Source organism: Massilia sp. FBCC-B171 (assembly GCF_059134155.1).
In genome coordinates, this window is record NZ_CP101443.1 from 4,317,584 (window position 1) to 4,333,779 (window position 16,196).

14 protein-coding genes and 1 pseudogene are annotated in these 16,196 nt (G+C 60.0%); 12 read left to right on the forward strand and 3 right to left on the reverse strand.

Annotated elements, in window-relative coordinates; genetic code table 11:
- Positions 1–34 precede the first annotated feature (34 nt).
- From NMB41_RS19545 to NMB41_RS19570, 6 genes are all read left to right on the forward strand, one after another.
- Positions 35–592, forward strand: coding sequence for a ClpP family protease (locus tag NMB41_RS19545; RefSeq protein WP_494379466.1), 558 nt, complete (start codon positions 35–37; stop codon positions 590–592).
- Positions 593–825: 233 nt separating this feature from the next.
- Positions 826–2,079, forward strand: a complete 1,254-nt coding sequence (locus NMB41_RS19550) for a hypothetical protein (protein ID WP_494379467.1) — start codon at positions 826–828, stop codon at positions 2,077–2,079.
- 9 nt (positions 2,080–2,088) lie between these two features.
- Positions 2,089–2,496, forward strand: coding sequence for a hypothetical protein (locus tag NMB41_RS19555; RefSeq protein ID WP_494379468.1), 408 nt, complete (start codon positions 2,089–2,091; stop codon positions 2,494–2,496).
- Between the two features lie 125 nt (positions 2,497–2,621).
- A complete protein-coding gene (locus NMB41_RS19560; RefSeq protein ID WP_494379469.1) occupies positions 2,622–4,187 on the forward strand; it encodes a methyl-accepting chemotaxis protein in 1,566 nt (521 codons plus the stop codon).
- A 558-nt stretch (positions 4,188–4,745) separates the two neighbouring features.
- Positions 4,746–6,431 carry a type IV-A pilus assembly ATPase PilB gene (gene pilB, locus NMB41_RS19565; RefSeq protein WP_494379470.1) on the forward strand — a complete coding sequence of 562 codons (1,686 nt, stop codon included), beginning with the start codon at positions 4,746–4,748 and terminating at the stop codon, positions 6,429–6,431.
- 7 nt (positions 6,432–6,438) lie between these two features.
- A complete protein-coding gene (locus NMB41_RS19570; protein ID WP_494379471.1) occupies positions 6,439–7,674 on the forward strand; it encodes a type II secretion system F family protein in 1,236 nt (411 codons plus the stop codon).
- A gap of 264 nt (positions 7,675–7,938) precedes the next feature.
- On the opposite strand, the gene NMB41_RS19575 is transcribed toward NMB41_RS19570, so the two are convergent.
- Positions 7,939–9,099, reverse strand: a complete 1,161-nt coding sequence (locus NMB41_RS19575; RefSeq protein WP_494379472.1) for an IS30 family transposase — start codon at positions 9,097–9,099, stop codon at positions 7,939–7,941.
- Between the two features lie 939 nt (positions 9,100–10,038).
- On the opposite strand from NMB41_RS19575, the gene NMB41_RS19580 reads away from it, so the two are divergent.
- From NMB41_RS19580 to NMB41_RS19600, 5 genes are read left to right on the forward strand one after another with little or no spacing between them, the layout of a single operon-like run.
- Positions 10,039–10,467, forward strand: a complete 429-nt coding sequence (locus NMB41_RS19580) for a nuclear transport factor 2 family protein (protein WP_259213780.1) — start codon at positions 10,039–10,041, stop codon at positions 10,465–10,467.
- Positions 10,468–10,478: 11 nt separating this feature from the next.
- Positions 10,479–10,997 carry an RNA polymerase sigma factor gene (locus tag NMB41_RS19585; RefSeq protein WP_494379473.1) on the forward strand — a complete coding sequence of 173 codons (519 nt, stop codon included), beginning with the start codon at positions 10,479–10,481 and terminating at the stop codon, positions 10,995–10,997.
- Positions 10,994–11,794: an anti-sigma factor family protein gene (locus NMB41_RS19590; protein ID WP_494379474.1), complete on the forward strand. Its 801-nt coding sequence runs from the start codon at positions 10,994–10,996 to the stop codon at positions 11,792–11,794. Before NMB41_RS19585 ends, NMB41_RS19590 begins: the two co-directional genes overlap by 4 nt.
- On the forward strand, positions 11,791–12,225 hold the full coding sequence (locus NMB41_RS19595) for a DUF305 domain-containing protein (RefSeq protein WP_454160720.1): 435 nt from the start codon (positions 11,791–11,793) through the stop codon (positions 12,223–12,225). Before NMB41_RS19590 ends, NMB41_RS19595 begins: the two co-directional genes overlap by 4 nt.
- Positions 12,212–13,633, forward strand: coding sequence for a YncE family protein (locus NMB41_RS19600; RefSeq protein ID WP_494379475.1), 1,422 nt, complete (start codon positions 12,212–12,214; stop codon positions 13,631–13,633). Before NMB41_RS19595 ends, NMB41_RS19600 begins: the two co-directional genes overlap by 14 nt.
- An 18-nt stretch (positions 13,634–13,651) precedes the next feature.
- Here NMB41_RS19600 and NMB41_RS19605 read toward each other — a convergent pair.
- Together NMB41_RS19605 and NMB41_RS19610 are read right to left on the reverse strand one after the other, a co-directional pair.
- Positions 13,652–14,061 (reverse strand): annotated as a pseudogene (locus NMB41_RS19605) (transposase); the annotation flags it as partial.
- A gap of 317 nt (positions 14,062–14,378) precedes the next feature.
- Entirely contained in the window at positions 14,379–15,539 is a 1,161-nt protein-coding gene (locus tag NMB41_RS19610) for an IS30 family transposase (protein WP_494379472.1), read from the reverse strand.
- A gap of 171 nt (positions 15,540–15,710) precedes the next feature.
- On the opposite strand from NMB41_RS19610, the gene NMB41_RS19615 reads away from it, so the two are divergent.
- A complete protein-coding gene (locus tag NMB41_RS19615; protein ID WP_494379476.1) occupies positions 15,711–16,040 on the forward strand; it encodes a winged helix-turn-helix transcriptional regulator in 330 nt (109 codons plus the stop codon).
- Positions 16,041–16,196 lie beyond the last annotated feature (156 nt).

Consider the following 16,196-nt stretch of genomic DNA (forward strand, 5'->3'; position numbering starts at 1 on the left):
AATTGCTATCCTGAGCCTTCAGACAGGAGGGCCAATGGCTTTGCACATTGTTCATTTCATCGGACCGATCAATCACAACTCGGCCTGTAACGTCCGCAACTTGTGCCTGCAGGCACTTCAAAACGGCGCGACCGAGATCGAGCTGCACATGTCGACCGAAGGCGGCAACATGACGGCCGGCTTCGCACTCTACTTTTTCCTCAAATCTTTGCCGATTCCGCTGACCACCTTCAATATCGGCAGCGTCGAATCGGTCGGCGTCGTTATCTTTCTGGCAGGAACCAAGCGCTATGCCTGTCCGGGCGCGCGCTTCCTGGTCCATCCACTGCATTGGGGCTTCGGCAACCTCGTGGCGGCCGACCATTCGCGCGTCTCGGAGTGGCGCGAATGCCTCGATTTCGACGCCGAACGCTATGCGGCCATTTTCGACGAGGCAACCAAGGGCGCGGCCGAAACCCATGATATCCGCCCTCACCTGTTCGGCAATGCCCGGATTTACACGGCTGAGCAGGCCGTGCGCGCCGGGCTGATTGATGAAGCCGTGCAGGCCCGCCTGCCCGAAATGGGGGCGACTTCGCATTGGTGGAATTAAATAATATTTGTTTATGAAATCTTGTTAATAGACTATCGTTACCGGATTTTCTGTTTCTACAAAACAACAGCGCGCGATGTATGTACGGGTATTTATCCTACATCAGCGCGCTTTTTCTTGTCAGTACTTTTGCCGCATGGATAGAATCATTTCCGTCACTTCATGCAACCGCGTGCAAGTGCTTCAAACAAGAAGTAAATCTTATAAACGCAGCATCTGTTACAGGTTGTCTTATGAATAAGCAGATTTTCGCCGCCGTACTGGCCTTGCCGTTGGCACTCTCCTCGGCCTTCGCGCAAGAAGCGCAAGGCCCAACAGTCAAGATCAGCGGCTTCGGCACTGGTGCCCTGACGTGGACCAACACCGACGCAGCCGAGTTCGGCCGTCCAAACCAGGCCACCGGCGCCAAAAAGGATCCACGCACCGGCGTCGACTCGAACCTCGGCCTGCAGGCTGACGTCGGCATCAACAGCTGGCTCTCGTTCACCGCGCAAGGCCTGGTACGCCGCGACGCTGAGGACGACTTCGGTGCTGAACTGGCCTGGGCCTTCGCCAAGGCCCGCTTCAACGACCAGTTCAGCATGCGCGTCGGCCGTATCGGCCTGCCGGCATTCATGATTTCGGATTACCGCAACGTCGGCTATGCCAACACCTTCCTGCGTCCTCCGGTCGAGATGTACTCGCAAGTGCCGTTCAACGGCTTGGACGGTATCGACGCCACCTACCAGCACAGCTTCGGCGACACCAGCGTCACCGGCCAGCTGGCCTACGGCAGCACCGAAGCACCGATCGCCGGCGGCGTGACCGCCAAGAGCAAGAAGATGTCGGCCCTGAGCATCGTTGCCGAACACGGCGCGTTCACCGCCCGCGTCGGCCGCGTCGATTCGACGGTCTCGATCAGCGGCTCGGCCAGCCTCAACACGCTGCTCGCTGGCTTGCGCGCAACCGGCACCGGCTACCGTTTCCCGCAACTGAACGCGATGGCCGACCAGCTCGACCCGACCGAGAAGAAAGCCTCGTTCACCTCGGTGGGTCTGGGCATGGACTGGAACAACATCGTTGTCCAGACCGAATTCGCCAAGCGCAAGGTCGATGCCTATATCAATGACACCAGCTCCTGGTACGTGATGGGCGGCTATCGTATCGGCAAGGTCCTGCCTTACTTCATCCAGAGCAAGATCTCGATCGACGGCTACCCGGCCAATGTCGTGCCTGCTGCCTGCCCTGCCGGCTACCCTGCAGCCTGCACCCCGACCCTGGCCGCACTGAGCGCCGGCGCCAGCCGCCTGCCGTACACCGGCCTCGGCCAGGGTGCGCAAAGCTCGACCTCGATCGGCGTGCGCTGGGACTTCTACCGTTCGCTGGCATTCAAGGCGCAGATCGATCGCGTCAAGCCAGCCATCGGCAGCGGCCTGATGCTGAACCCGAGCGACGGCTTCAATCGTGACGTGACCGTTGGCGCCGTCGCCATCGACTTCGTTTTCTAAGGACACGCCATGAACAAACTGTTGAAAGCGGCTGTCGCCGCCACCGTCCTCGCCGTTTCGATGCCGGCACTGGCCGAAGTCGTCGTCGTCGTCAACCCGAAGGCTGCTGAAGCGACCATGTCGAAAGACCAGATCGCCCAGTTCTTCCTCGGTAAGTCGAGCAGCATGACCCCGATCGACCAGCCTGAAGACGCGCCGATCCGTGGCGAGTTCTACAAGAAGGTGACCGACAAGGAAGCCTCGCAGGCCAAGGCCCTGTGGTCGAAGCTGGTCTTCACCGGCAAGGCCACGATGCCGAAGGAAGTCGCCAACAGCGCCGCCGTCAAGGCCGCCGTCGCCGCCAACCCGAAAGCCATCGGCTATATCGAGAAAAGCGCTGTCGACGCGACCGTCAAGGTTGTCTTCACCGCGCCGTAAACAAGACGAGAAGCGTTATCGCTGAAGTCCAGCCCTGCCCGCTCCCCAGCCGGCAGGGCTTTTTAGCTGAAACAGTACGCACAGTCGGTTGTCATTGTCAGCAGCACGTGGAGAGAGACGAGAACATGAGCATCAAACGCAGGATTTGGGCACTACCGGTCATTTCGACCCTGATTTTCGGCCTCGGCGTTGGCCTGTCCGCGACCATCGCGAACGACGCCCTGAAGTCGATCAATTCCACCGAGCGCACCGATTATCCGGTGCTCGACGCATCGAAAACGCTCACGCTCGAAGTCAAGGAGATCACCGACGGCCTGCGCGACGCAGTCACCGAAGGCGACAAGGAGCGCATCGAGGTCGTCGGCAAGCAGGCCGAGGCCATCCGCGCCCACCTCAAGCAGTTCGGCGCGATCGACGGCCAGGCCGGCAACGGCGCGCGCCTGCTCAAGGAATTCAACGATTACTATGCGCCGGCGCTGTCGGCCGCGCGCATCATGCTCGAACTCGAACAGGGCGACCCGCAAGCCGTGGTGCCGAAGATGCAGAGCACCCTCGCGATCCTCACCAAGGATCTCGACCAGACCCAGGCGAAAGCCAAGGAGCAGTTCGCCGCCGGCATCGCCAGCAGCGCCGCGAACGTCGACCGCGTGATGTGGACCATGATCCTGACCGCGCTGGTGGTCATCCTGAGCCTGGCCATCGTGTCGTGGTTCGTGGTGCGCACGATCTGGCAGCAGCTCGGCGGCGAGCCGGAATATGCCCGCGAAATCGCCCGCGCCGTTGCGGCCGGCGACCTGGCGATGGAGATCCATACCGACGCCAAGGACAGCACCAGCCTGCTCGTCGCACTGAAGGACATGCGCGCGCGCCTGGCGACGATGGTCGCCGAGATCAAGAGCTCGGCCGAGACCATTGCTGTCGCCAGCGCCGAAATCGCCAGCGGCAATGCCGACCTGGCCGGCCGCACCGAATCGCAGGCCTCGAGCCTGGAGCGCACCGCGCGCGCCATGACGGACCTGACCGGCGCCGTGCGCCAGAACGCGGCCAACGCCAACGAAGCGAACGCACTGGTGGTCTCGGCGACCGACATCGCCACCCGCGGCGGACAAGTGGTGGGCGGCGTGGTCAACACGATGGGCGACATCAATACCTCGGCCAAGAAGATCGTCGAGATCATCTCGGTCATCGACGGCATCGCCTTCCAGACCAACATCCTGGCGCTGAACGCGGCGGTCGAAGCGGCGCGTGCCGGCGAACAGGGCCGCGGTTTCGCGGTCGTGGCCGGCGAAGTGCGCAACCTGGCCCAGCGCAGCGCAGCGGCAGCCAAGGAAATCAAGGAACTGATCGGCGACTCGGTCTCGAAGGTCAACGCCGGCAGCGCGCTGGTCGACCAGGCCGGCGTGACGATGGGCCAGATCGTGGACTCGGTCAGGAAGGTGCACGACATCATGGCCGAGATCACGCTTGCGGGCCAGCGCCAGAGCGAAGGCATCGAAGACATCGGCCGCGCCATCGACAGCATGGACGAAATGACCCAGCAGAACTCGGCCCTGGTCGAGGAAGCCTCGGCGGCGGCGGAATCGCTTACCGAACAGACCGGCCAGTTGAACGGCGCGCTGTCGGTGTTCAAGCTGGCCGAGCAAGGCAGCCACGCGATCAACACCCGCCCGGCGCCGCTGGCACTGCGTTGAACCACCCGCGCACGCTTGCGTGAAGTCCATACCGGCGCCTGAGGGCGCCGGTATTCTTTTGTGCTTGCCGAAGGGACGTAGGGTGGGCGGCTCTACCCGGGTGGCTAACGATCACGCTGCGGTTGCGCCGCCCACGCGTTCAACGCACGGCAGATCAATCGCGACAGATCAAGAGCCGGTTGAACGCGTGGGCGGGAAACCCGCCCGGTGAACCCGTCATCGAGGCCCTTGGCCTCAATGACCCCTACGGGTCGGTTCACCGTCACCGGGGCGTGAAGCCGTGGCATTAAAACAAGACTGTTAAAGCCAACGCTATACACGCCGACAACAGCTGTTAGCCCCGCGCCAACAAACCCGGCACACGGGGCGTCATGGCTTTTCGACTACGTGGCGCGTACGCATCTAAGTCAAGTTGAAACGCTTTACAAAGTTGATGCCTGTAGGCATCATCCGAGGAGTCTGCCGCCTCGAAACAGCCTGGTGCGGCCCTCTTGTTGTACCTCTAATTACACGGCGCATATGGCAGCAGTCCTCCCGAACCCGACTTCAGGCACACCGATGTCAGGTTTGGCGCGCGCGCTGGTGCAGGCCGGACGGCTGACGGCGGCGCAAGCCGATGCCCTGCAGAAGAAGGCCGCGGGCGACCGCACCGCCTTCATCGACGCCATCATCGCCGACAAGGCGCTCGACGCGGCCTCGCTGGCCGCCTTCTGCGCCGAGACCTTCGGCTATCCGCTGCTCGACCTGGCCACCTTCAGCATCGAGGCGCTGCCGGCCGGCGCGATCGACGCCAAACTGATGGCGGCCCAGCGCGTGGTGGCACTGGCCAAGCGCGGCAACCGGCTTTCGGTGGCCATTTCCGACCCGACCAATACCCAGGCCCTGGACCAGATCAAGTTCCAGAGCGAGGCCGCGGTCGAGCCGGTGATCGTCGCCCACGACGCCCTGCTGGCCCTGCTCGCGAACCTGACCAAGAGCGCCGAGCAAGCTTTGGGCGACCTGGCCGGCGAAGAAGGCGACATCGAGTTCGCCGAAGAAGAGCAGACCGCCACGCCGCTGGAAGCGACCAACGAAGTGGAAGACGCGCCGATCGTGCGCTTCCTGAACAAGATCCTGATGGACGCCGTGAACCTGGGCGCCTCGGACATCCACTTCGAGCCCTACGAAAAATACTACCGGATCCGCATGCGCGTCGATGGCGTGCTGCGCGACCACGCGATGCCGCCGCTGTCGATCCGCGACAAGCTGGTCTCGCGCATCAAGGTGCTGGCCAAGCTCGACATCTCGGAAAAGCGCGTGCCGCAGGACGGCCGCATGCGCCTGATCCTGTCGGCCACGCGCACCATCGATTTCCGCGTCAGCACCCTGCCGACCCTGTTCGGCGAAAAGACCGTCATGCGTATCCTGGACGCGACCCAGGCGCAAATGGGCATCGACGCCCTCGGCTACGACCCCGACCAGCGCGAACTGCTGCTCGGCGCCATCTCGCGTCCCTACGGCATGGTGCTGGTGACCGGCCCGACCGGTTCCGGCAAGACGGTCTCTTTATATAGCTGCCTGAATGTCCTGAACAAACCCGGCATCAACATCTCGACCGCGGAAGACCCGGCCGAGATCAACCTGCCCGGCGTGAACCAGGTCAACGTCAACGACCGCGCCGGCCTCACCTTCCCGGTTGCGCTGAAATCCTTCCTGCGCCAGGATCCGGACATCATCATGGTCGGCGAGATCCGCGACCTGGAGACAGCCGACATCGCGATCAAGGCCGCCCAGACCGGCCACATGGTGTTTTCGACGCTGCACACCAACGACGCGCCGTCGACCCTGACGCGCCTGATGAACATGGGCGTGGCGGGTTTCAATATCGCCTCCTCGGTGATCCTGATCACGGCGCAGCGCCTGGCGCGCCGCCTGTGCACCTGCAAGCAGCCGCTCGAGATGACGCGCGACGCCTTGCTGGCGGCCGGCTACCGCGAAGGCGACCTCGATTCCGACTGGAAGCCGTATGGCCCGGTCGGCTGCGAACGCTGCCTCGGCTCCGGCTACAAGGGCCGCGTGGGTATCTACCAGATCATGCCGATTTCGCCCGCGATCGAGGCGCTGATCCTGGCCAGCGGGAACTCGATGCAGATCGCCGCCCAGGCCGAGAAGGATGGCGTCAATTCGCTGCGCCGCTCGGGCCTGCTGAAAGTAAAACAGGGGCTGACCAGCCTCGAAGAAGTGCTTGGTTGCACGAACGAATAGGATTCAGATGGCTACCTCCCTCACCACCCGCGGCCGCGGCGGCGCGCAAATCAAGGAAGCGGTCTACGCCTGGGAAGGCAAGGACAAGTCCGGCAAGACCGTGCGCGGCGAACTGCGCGCCGGCGGCGAGGCGATCGTCAACGTGACCCTGCGCCGCCAGGGCATCATGGTCACCAAGGTCAAGAAGCGGGTCTACCGCAGCGGCAAGAAGATCACCGACAAAGACCTGACCATGTTCACGCGCCAGCTGGCGACGATGATGAAGGCCGGCGTGCCGCTGCTGCAGGCCTTCGATATCGTCGGCAAGGGCCACGCCAATCCGTCGATGTCGAAACTCGTGCTGGATATCCGCGCCGACATCGAGACCGGCACCAGCCTGAACAACGCCTTCCGCAAGTACCCGCGCTATTTCGATCCGCTGTTCTGCAACCTGGTCGGCGCCGGCGAACAGGCCGGTATCCTGGAAGACCTGCTGCACCGCCTGGCCGTCTACAAGGAAAAGACGCTGGCGCTGAAATCGAAGATCAAGTCCGCCCTGACCTACCCGATCGCCATCCTGGCGGTCGCCTTCATCGTGGTCGCCGTGATCATGATCTGGGTGGTCCCGGCCTTCAAATCCGTGTTCGCCAGCTTCGGCGCCGACCTGCCGGCGCCGACCCTGATCGTGATGGGAATGTCCGAATTCTTCGTGGAGTGGTGGTACCTGATCTTCGGCTCGATCTTCGGTTCCATTTACTTCTTCTTCCAGTCCTGGCGCCGCTCGCTGAAAATGCAGCAGGCCATGGACCGCCTGCTGCTGCGCCTGCCGATCTTCGGCGACGTGATCCGCAAGGCCACCATCGCGCGCTGGACCCGCACCCTGGCCACCATGTTCGCCGCCGGCGTGCCCCTGGTCGAAGCGCTCGACTCGGTCGGCGGCGCCTCGGGCAACGCGGTCTATCTCGACGCCACCCGCCGCATCCAGACCGAAGTCTCGACCGGCACCAGCCTGACGGTGGCGATGCAGAACGTGAACGTCTTCCCCAGCCTGGTGACCCAGATGGTCGCGATCGGCGAAGAATCCGGCGCGCTCGACGGCATGCTGGGCAAGGTCGCGGACTTCTTCGAAGACGAGGTCGACGAAGCCGTCGCCGCCCTGTCCTCGCTGATGGAGCCGATGATCATGGTCATCCTGGGCGTCCTCATCGGCGGGCTGGTGGTGGCGATGTATCTGCCGATCTTCAAGCTCGGTTCGGTGGTGTAAAACCCAAAGTGTAGGTTCTCAGAATACTTCGCAGTGTCTCAGAAAACTTCGCAGTGAGTTCGCGGTGTTCTTATGTAGTTCGCAGTAGCTCTACATCTACCTGACGTAGAGCTACTGCCTAGCACCTTTCTCCACGAACATTCTTCGCTGACCGATAATTACGAGGCTGAAAAAAATCACCTTCTGACCGATTGCTGATCTATTGCGATGTCCGCTAATGCCCCATAACGGACGGTTCGGTAGCGTCCGCTTACGACCTTGGATTCAACCGGTCGACGCAACAAGTTGGCTGAATCGTTCAGCGGGTGTTTGGTATTCTAAAGTCTTCCTTGGCCGTTCGTTCAATTTGCGGGCTACCTCGTTAAGCTGGGCCTGCGAGTACTCGGAGATATCGATGCCTTTGGGGAAATACTGGCGCAGCAGTCCGTTGGTATTTTCATTGCTACCACGCTGCCAAGGGCTGTGCGGATCGCAAAAGTAGACATCGATGTCGGTTGCCATCGTAAAGCGTTTGTGGTCGGCCATCTCCTTGCCACGATCCCAAGTCAGTGATTGATAGAGCTCTTGGGGTAGCTGACGAGCGTTATCAATCAATGCGTTGATTACTGTTTCGGTATCTTTGCTCGCGACTTTTACCAGCATCACGTAACGAGTATGGCGCTCGACGAGGGTGGCGATCTGGCTGTTTCGGTCTCCAAACATCAGGTCTCCTTCCCAATGGCCCGGTACAGCTCGGTCCTCCACCATGGCAGGGCGTTCGCTGATCGATACCGTATCCCTGATCCTGCCGTGGTTATCTTTCTTTTGCGTATGATGACGCGATCGGCGCATGACCCGGGTTCGCCGAAGATGCTCCAGCAGCTCCTTCTTCAGCGCACCACGGGCTTGAATGAAGAGGCTGCGATAAATCGTTTCATGCGACACCTGGTAATCCTCGTTGCCTGGAAACGTATGCTTGAGCCACCCGGCAATTTGCTCTGGCGACCACTGTAGTTGGAGTTTACTAGCCACAACGCGCGCCAACACGGGATTGTCCACCAACTTGCAGCACTTGGGACGATGGGCTCGCTTCCAGGCAGCGGCGTCGGCACAACCAGCTCGATAGCTCGTCTTGCCACCATTGCGACTGATCTCGCGGCTGATAGTAGAAGGTGCTCGTCCAAGTGATTGAGCAATCCGACGGATGGGTTGACCAGTGGCTAGCGAGCGCGATATTTCTTCCCGCTCAGCCAAGGTCAAAGCCAATCTTGAGCGCTGCCTTTGTGCAGGCCGGATGCCGCCAGACTCGGCAAGAATTCGCTGTATCGACGAGTGGTTTCGATCGAACAGCTGGGCAATTTGCTGAAGTGATTCACCCTTCTTCCAGCGCTCCCACATGAGCGCCTTCTGGGCTTCCGTATAATAAATCCTCGGTTTTTGCTTCATCTGCAACACTCCTTCTGCTTACGCAGAGTTTAGTGTGTTGCGTCGACCGGTTGAATCCAAGACCCAAAGCAGACCTTATGCACGATGTCGAGACAACAAAGCTTCAGCTAGTTCTGCACCTCTACCGGAAGCATGAGCCGCCGACGGAGGTCTTCCCTCGTACTAAAAGCGTATCGAAAAAATGAACTGACCTCATTGCGCGGACTCTAAACGCAGTTGAGATGGAAACAAAAATAACGTCTTGCCCGTCGCCTGAAGAGTATTAATCCACATTCGACATAGATCAAAGCTATTCGAATCGTTGCATCGCCTTGCGCGAGGTTGTTGAACGACTTCCCAAGGCGAGGCATTGATCCGCAATGGGTGGACAGCCGGTCCTACCAGAGTTAGTAGCTCCATCGGACACGCTAGCATCGGGCTGACCCGACGGTCGGTCTGTTGTACGTATTCGAGCTCTGTATGTAACGCCGGCGTACAGCATTCGTACCAGCACACTCACAGGTATTTCTAGTTTAAGCCGGCGCCGACATCCGCTGGACTTTCGAAAGCCGCCGTGTACGCACCCCGTATCCCCTTTAGTGCCACAGATCGTCGTTGAACTCGCGTTGAACGCTGCCATACACAGCGCTGTGATGTCTGGCCTGCTCACCACCGTAATGTCGGAACTGTTGGCCGCTGCGGACCTGCATGCCCGACTGTTGGCGCGTCCAGCGTGACCTCGCGGCGCGCACGTTTTCTATGCTGCGCCATCCGGAGCGCTACCGTAGTCGTGCCACCGCGACGTTCGAAAACGTAATTCGTGCACGTGAAATCACGGCAGGCTGCTGCTCTAGCGGGCAGACGAAAAAATAAATGCGCTGAAATGGAATAAAGCAGCTGCAGATCCGTTCACCCAAGTAGGAACAGCTCGTTCTATCACATCCACCCAGGGAGCCCACCATGAAAACTGCACCTCTTGCCCTTCTACTTGCCATCACTGCTGGTGTCACACATCCGGCCTTCGCAGGACCGGCCCTCGACGCCGCCCAGGCACATATTGCGGCAGTCGGCGCCAGCGAGCGTGCCGCCATCGTGCGCGACTACGCCGACGACGCGCGCTTGACCTGGGTAGGCGGCCCGCTGGACGGCACCTATACCGGCCCCGTAGCCATCGGCGCGGTTTGGGACAAGTTCGGCGCTGCGGCCGGGCCGGCCCGCGTGACCGTCATGGGCATCGACGAAACGGCCAACCCGAAGGGCGCCACAGTGGTTGCCACCGTACGCTTCGACGGGAAAATCCAGGTCAAGGTACGCTACGTGCTGACCTACCGCGACGGCAAGCTTGTGAACGAAACCTGGCAGGTCGATCCCAAACCGGCCGCCAACTGATCCACGAAACGATGCGAACCTTGCCACCTGACGCCGGCGAGCAGCTCCTAGCCTGTATCCCGAGGCTGCGGCGCTATGCCCGCGCCTTGGCCGGGGATCGCGCCGACGCCGACGACCTGGTGCAGGACACGGTGGAACGTGGCTGGGCCCAGCTCGCTGCGTGGCAGCCGGGCAGCGACATGCGGGCCTGGCTGTTCTCGATCATGCATAACGTGCGTATCGATCAGGGGCGGCGGCGCAAAGTGCCAACCGAGCCGTTGGACGACGAGACACCCCAGACCGCTGGGCCGGAACGCGCCTCTGCCGGCCTCGAGCTGCGCGACCTGGGCGCCGCGTTGCGCCTGCTGCCGGAGGAGCATAGGGAGATTCTGCTGCTGGTTGGACTCGAAGAAATGCGCTATGAGGACGTGGCGCTGACCTTGGGCCTCCCGGTCGGGACCGTTATGTCGCGGCTGTCGCGCGCCCGCGAGAAACTGCGTGTATTGATGGAAGGCCGCGCCCCCGTCGTTGGCCTGAAAGTCGTCAAATGAGTATCTTCCCCATTACTGAAGCCGACCTGCACTCCTATGTCGATGGCCGCCTCCCTTCTGCCCGCATGGCCGAAGTCGAAGCCTATCTTGCAGCGCACCCGGATGAAGCAGATCGGCTGCAAGTCTACGCGGCCCAGAACGCAGCCCTGCACGCCCTGTTCGATCCAGTGCTCGAGGAAATCGTGCCGTCGCGCGTTAGTGCGCCAGTGCGCCTTGGGTGGCAGTGGCGGTGGCAAAACCTGGCCGCGGGGCTGGCTATCGCCGTGCTCGGCGGCGGCGCGGGCTGGGGACTGCGCGGCGCAGCCGACCACGACCCGCGGCTCGCGTCCGATTACACCCGTCCCGCCTTCAGCCAGCCAGCCAGGGGATTGGCGCATCAGGCCGCTGTTGCTCATGTGGTGTACAGCCCCGACGTGCGTCGCCCGGTTGAAATCGGCGCAGAACAGGAAGATCAGTTGGTCGCATGGCTATCGAAACGGCTTGGCAGCAAGATTCATCCACCGCGTCTCGGCAAGCTGGGCTACGAGCTCATCGGCGGACGCCTGCTGCCTGGTACCAGCGGCCCGGTGGCCCAGTTTATGTACCATGACCGCACTGGCCAGCGCCTCACGCTGTATGTTTCTAACGAGCAGGCGCACAACCGCGATACGGGCTTCCGTTTTGCTGCAGAAGGTCCCGTCAACGTCTTCTACTGGATCGACGGCAAATTTGGCTATGCGCTCTCTGCCGGCATCGACAAGGGAGAACTAGCGCGGGTGGCAAGCGCCGTCTACGAACAACTGGAGACACCCGTATGAAATTCTCGCAACTGTTTACCGCAGTACTCTGGAGCACTGCGGCGGCGGCTCAGGGCCAGCCAGCGCCACTTCACAATCATGGTGGGAGCGCACCACCTTACTTCGTCGCCAGTAGCGACAGGCCCTACGCGGCGCTGGCGGGCGACGCCATGGCGATTATGGACCAGGGCATGCGGCGCGCGAATACCAATGGGGTTCCAGAGCACGACTTCGTCACGATGATGATTCCGCATCACCAAGGCGCCATCGACATGGCCAAAGCCATCCTGGTGCATAGCAAAGATCCAGGACTTCGTAACCTGGCCCAAGGAATTATTGTCGAACAGCAAAACGAAATCAAGATCATGCAGGCCTGGCTACAACGCTACCAGGCCTCCCGTAGCAAGCCGCAAAAGACCTCCACCGAAAAGGACTCACATGTACACCAATGAAATCCGCCGAGCGAGCACAAGCGCCTCAATTGCTATTGCCCTCGCTTCTCTCGTCGCGCTGGCAACGCCCGCCTACGCGCTTCCCGGCCCCCAGGATCGTGTCTACACCGCGGACCAGAACAGCAATACTGTCTCGGTCATAGACCCGTCCACGAATACCCTGCTGGGCCAGATCCGCTTGGGCAACCAGCGCCCCGACGTGCTCTCGCCACTGTATAAGGGCGAGATCAACGTGCACGGGCTGGGCTTCTCGCCTGACCACAAGACACTGCTCGTCGTGTCCAATGGCTCCAATTCAGTCACCTTCATCGATACCGCGACCAACAAGGTCAAGGGCGTGACCTACATCGGCCGCTCGCCGCACGAGGGCTTCTTCACGGCCGACGGGCGTGAGGTCTGGGTCGTGGTGCGCGGCGAAGACTACATCTCGGTGATCGACCCAGCCACGTTCAAGGAAAAGCGCCGTATCCAAACAACTGGCGGACCCGGGATGGTGCTGTTCCATCCGAACGGTAAGCTCGCGTTCGTAGTGTCGAGCTTCAACCCGACCGTCGACGTCATCGACGTCAAGTCGCACAAGGTCGTCAAGCGCATTCCGGTGACGAGCCCGTTCTCACCCTTCCTGCAGTTCACTCCGGACAACAAAGAAGTCTGGATGACCCATAAGGACGTCGGCAAGGTCACCCGCATTGACACCGCTACGCTTGCTGTCAAAGGCGTGATCGACACCGGCTTCATCACCAATCACCTGGCCTTCGTCAAGACCGACAGCGGCACGCATGCCTATGTAACGGTGGGCGGCGAAAACGTCGTTAAGGTCTTCACTACCGGCAACGCGCCGGCACTGGTGGCGAGCATCCCCACTGGCGCTCTGCCTCACGGAATCTGGAGCTCAGATGATAGTAGCCGTCTCTACGTCGGCCTCGAGAATGGCGACGCCGTCGAGGTCATCGACAGCGCTAGTAACAAGGTCATCGCGCGCGTGCCGGTTGGACAAGCGCCACAGGCACTGGTCTATGTTTCGAAGGCAGCACCCGACGGGGGGGGCAAGGCCAACCTCAGTCCGCGCGCGAATAGCGAGCCACTCAACATCGCGCTCAAGCCGGCCAACGGGGATGCGGCAGGATCGGTCGTGGCACGCAACTTGGGCGTTACCGATGCGCTAGAGGTAACGCTGCACAAGCTCAAGCCGGAAACTGTGTACAAGGTGTACGCCAGCGGCCAGGCGACGCCGGTAGCCAGTTTTAGGACAAATCCGAAAGGCATGGCCAATGGCACGGCCATCGGACCAATGCGCGAAGTCGTCGGAAACCTTTCCGCCAAGCAGGGAACGGCCAGCCGCATTCTAGTCATGGAAGGCGATGTGCCCGCAGATCCGGGCAAAGCGGTGCTGATGAGCATGCAATAAGCCGGCAAGCTTAAGTTTCTAAGCAGCCAGAGCCTGAGTCCTGTATTGAACAGGACTCAAACCTTTTAGTTTGAGTTTGATTCGGTCGTGATTATAGTAATGAATGTAATTAACGGGGCGTCGCGTAACGCATCTACGCTATCGAATTTCTCGAGGTGAAACAACTCGGACTTGAGCACGGCGAAGAAGCTCTCCATGGCCGCGTCGTCAAGACAGTTCCCCTTGCGGGACATGCTTTGGACAAGTTGGCGCTCTCGAAGTTGGAGCTAAAGGGCTGGCATCCGGTAATGCCATCGCTGATCCGAATGCAGCAGTGGTTTCTCATCAGGTGCAAGCTTGTTCAGCGCTTTTTTTAGCATTGAGTCCACTAGTTCAAAAGCAGGACGTCTGCCTATTTCGAAAGCGACGATCTCGCCGTTGTACAGGTCAGCAAACCAGCCGTAGGGAACAACTGCCTTAGTTCTTGCACTGCTTGCGCTTCTTCTTTAGCGCTTGCTTTGGTTAGGCTTGAACTAAGGCTTGTAACTTTTTTAGGTATGCCAGCTCCATTCGCAGCTGATCTACCTCGGCCACCAACTCTTCGCGGCTGCGCTGATATTTGTTTGGTGGAGTATCTACATTTGGCACTACGATTGCCATAGAATTTTGTGTTCCCCTCCGGCGTAAGGTCAGCGCCTCGATGCCTCCCGCTTGATACGCACGCTCCCAAATGCCAACGGACGAATGACCGCTTATGGCCTTGGATTCAACCGGTCGACGCAACAAGTTGGCTGAATCGTTCAGCGGGTGTTTGGTATTCTAAAGTCTTCCTTGGCCGTTCGTTCAATTTGCGGGCTACCTCGTTAAGCTGGGCCTGCGAGTACTCGGAGATATCGATGCCTTTGGGGAAATACTGGCGCAGCAGTCCGTTGGTATTTTCATTGCTACCACGCTGCCAAGGGCTGTGCGGATCGCAAAAGTAGACATCGATGTCGGTTGCCATCGTAAAGCGTTTGTGGTCGGCCATCTCCTTGCCACGATCCCAAGTCAGTGATTGATAGAGCTCTTGGGGTAGCTGACGAGCGTTATCAATCAATGCGTTGATTACTGTTTCGGTATCTTTGCTCGCGACTTTTACCAGCATCACGTAACGAGTATGGCGCTCGACGAGGGTGGCGATCTGGCTGTTTCGGTCTCCAAACATCAGGTCTCCTTCCCAATGGCCCGGTACAGCTCGGTCCTCCACCATGGCAGGGCGTTCGCTGATCGATACCGTATCCCTGATCCTGCCGTGGTTATCTTTCTTTTGCGTATGATGACGCGATCGGCGCATGACCCGGGTTCGCCGAAGATGCTCCAGCAGCTCCTTCTTCAGCGCACCACGGGCTTGAATGAAGAGGCTGCGATAAATCGTTTCATGCGACACCTGGTAATCCTCGTTGCCTGGAAACGTATGCTTGAGCCACCCGGCAATTTGCTCTGGCGACCACTGTAGTTGGAGTTTACTAGCCACAACGCGCGCCAACACGGGATTGTCCACCAACTTGCAGCACTTGGGACGATGGGCTCGCTTCCAGGCAGCGGCGTCGGCACAACCAGCTCGATAGCTCGTCTTGCCACCATTGCGACTGATCTCGCGGCTGATAGTAGAAGGTGCTCGTCCAAGTGATTGAGCAATCCGACGGATGGGTTGACCAGTGGCTAGCGAGCGCGATATTTCTTCCCGCTCAGCCAAGGTCAAAGCCAATCTTGAGCGCTGCCTTTGTGCAGGCCGGATGCCGCCAGACTCGGCAAGAATTCGCTGTATCGACGAGTGGTTTCGATCGAACAGCTGGGCAATTTGCTGAAGTGATTCACCCTTCTTCCAGCGCTCCCACATGAGCGCCTTCTGGGCTTCCGTATAATAAATCCTCGGTTTTTGCTTCATCTGCAACACTCCTTCTGCTTACGCAGAGTTTAGTGTGTTGCGTCGACCGGTTGAATCCAAGACCCAAACCGGACGTTTAACCCGGGGTAGAAGGCCAACCGTGGGTAATGCACCAAAAGGTAACTGTATGTCGATCCGCGATTGGAAATGTGATGACCCCAGCAGCAGCTTGTGTGGGCCACCGCGACGAGCGAAGCGCTACGTGTGCTTGAGGGCAAGTGGAAGATCGTAATCATTTTCCAGCTCTTCGCCGCAAAGCAGCCGCTGCGGTTCTCAGAACTTCAGCGCCGCGTTGAAGGCGTAAATCAAAAAATGCTGATCCAACAACTCAAGGAGTTGGAAAAGGACGGGATCGTCATACGAGAAATCTATCCGCAGGTGCCGCCCAGGGTCGAGTATGCACTTAGCGACATGGGGCTGGCGCTCGGGTCGTCGATTGAGTGTCTGATTGACTGGACGTTCATGCGTCGAGAGGCTCTTCATGCCAGCGCGGCATCGTGATGCGAACAACACGGGCAAGATGCCGAGCCAGCGGCGTTGATTGCAAGCTGTTCATTCGTCTACTTTGGGCAGGGCTGGCAGCCGTAGCGAGCTCATATAACACTAGCGGCCTAAAATCCTCAGCGTACGATTACCCATTTCCCATTTCCCCAACAT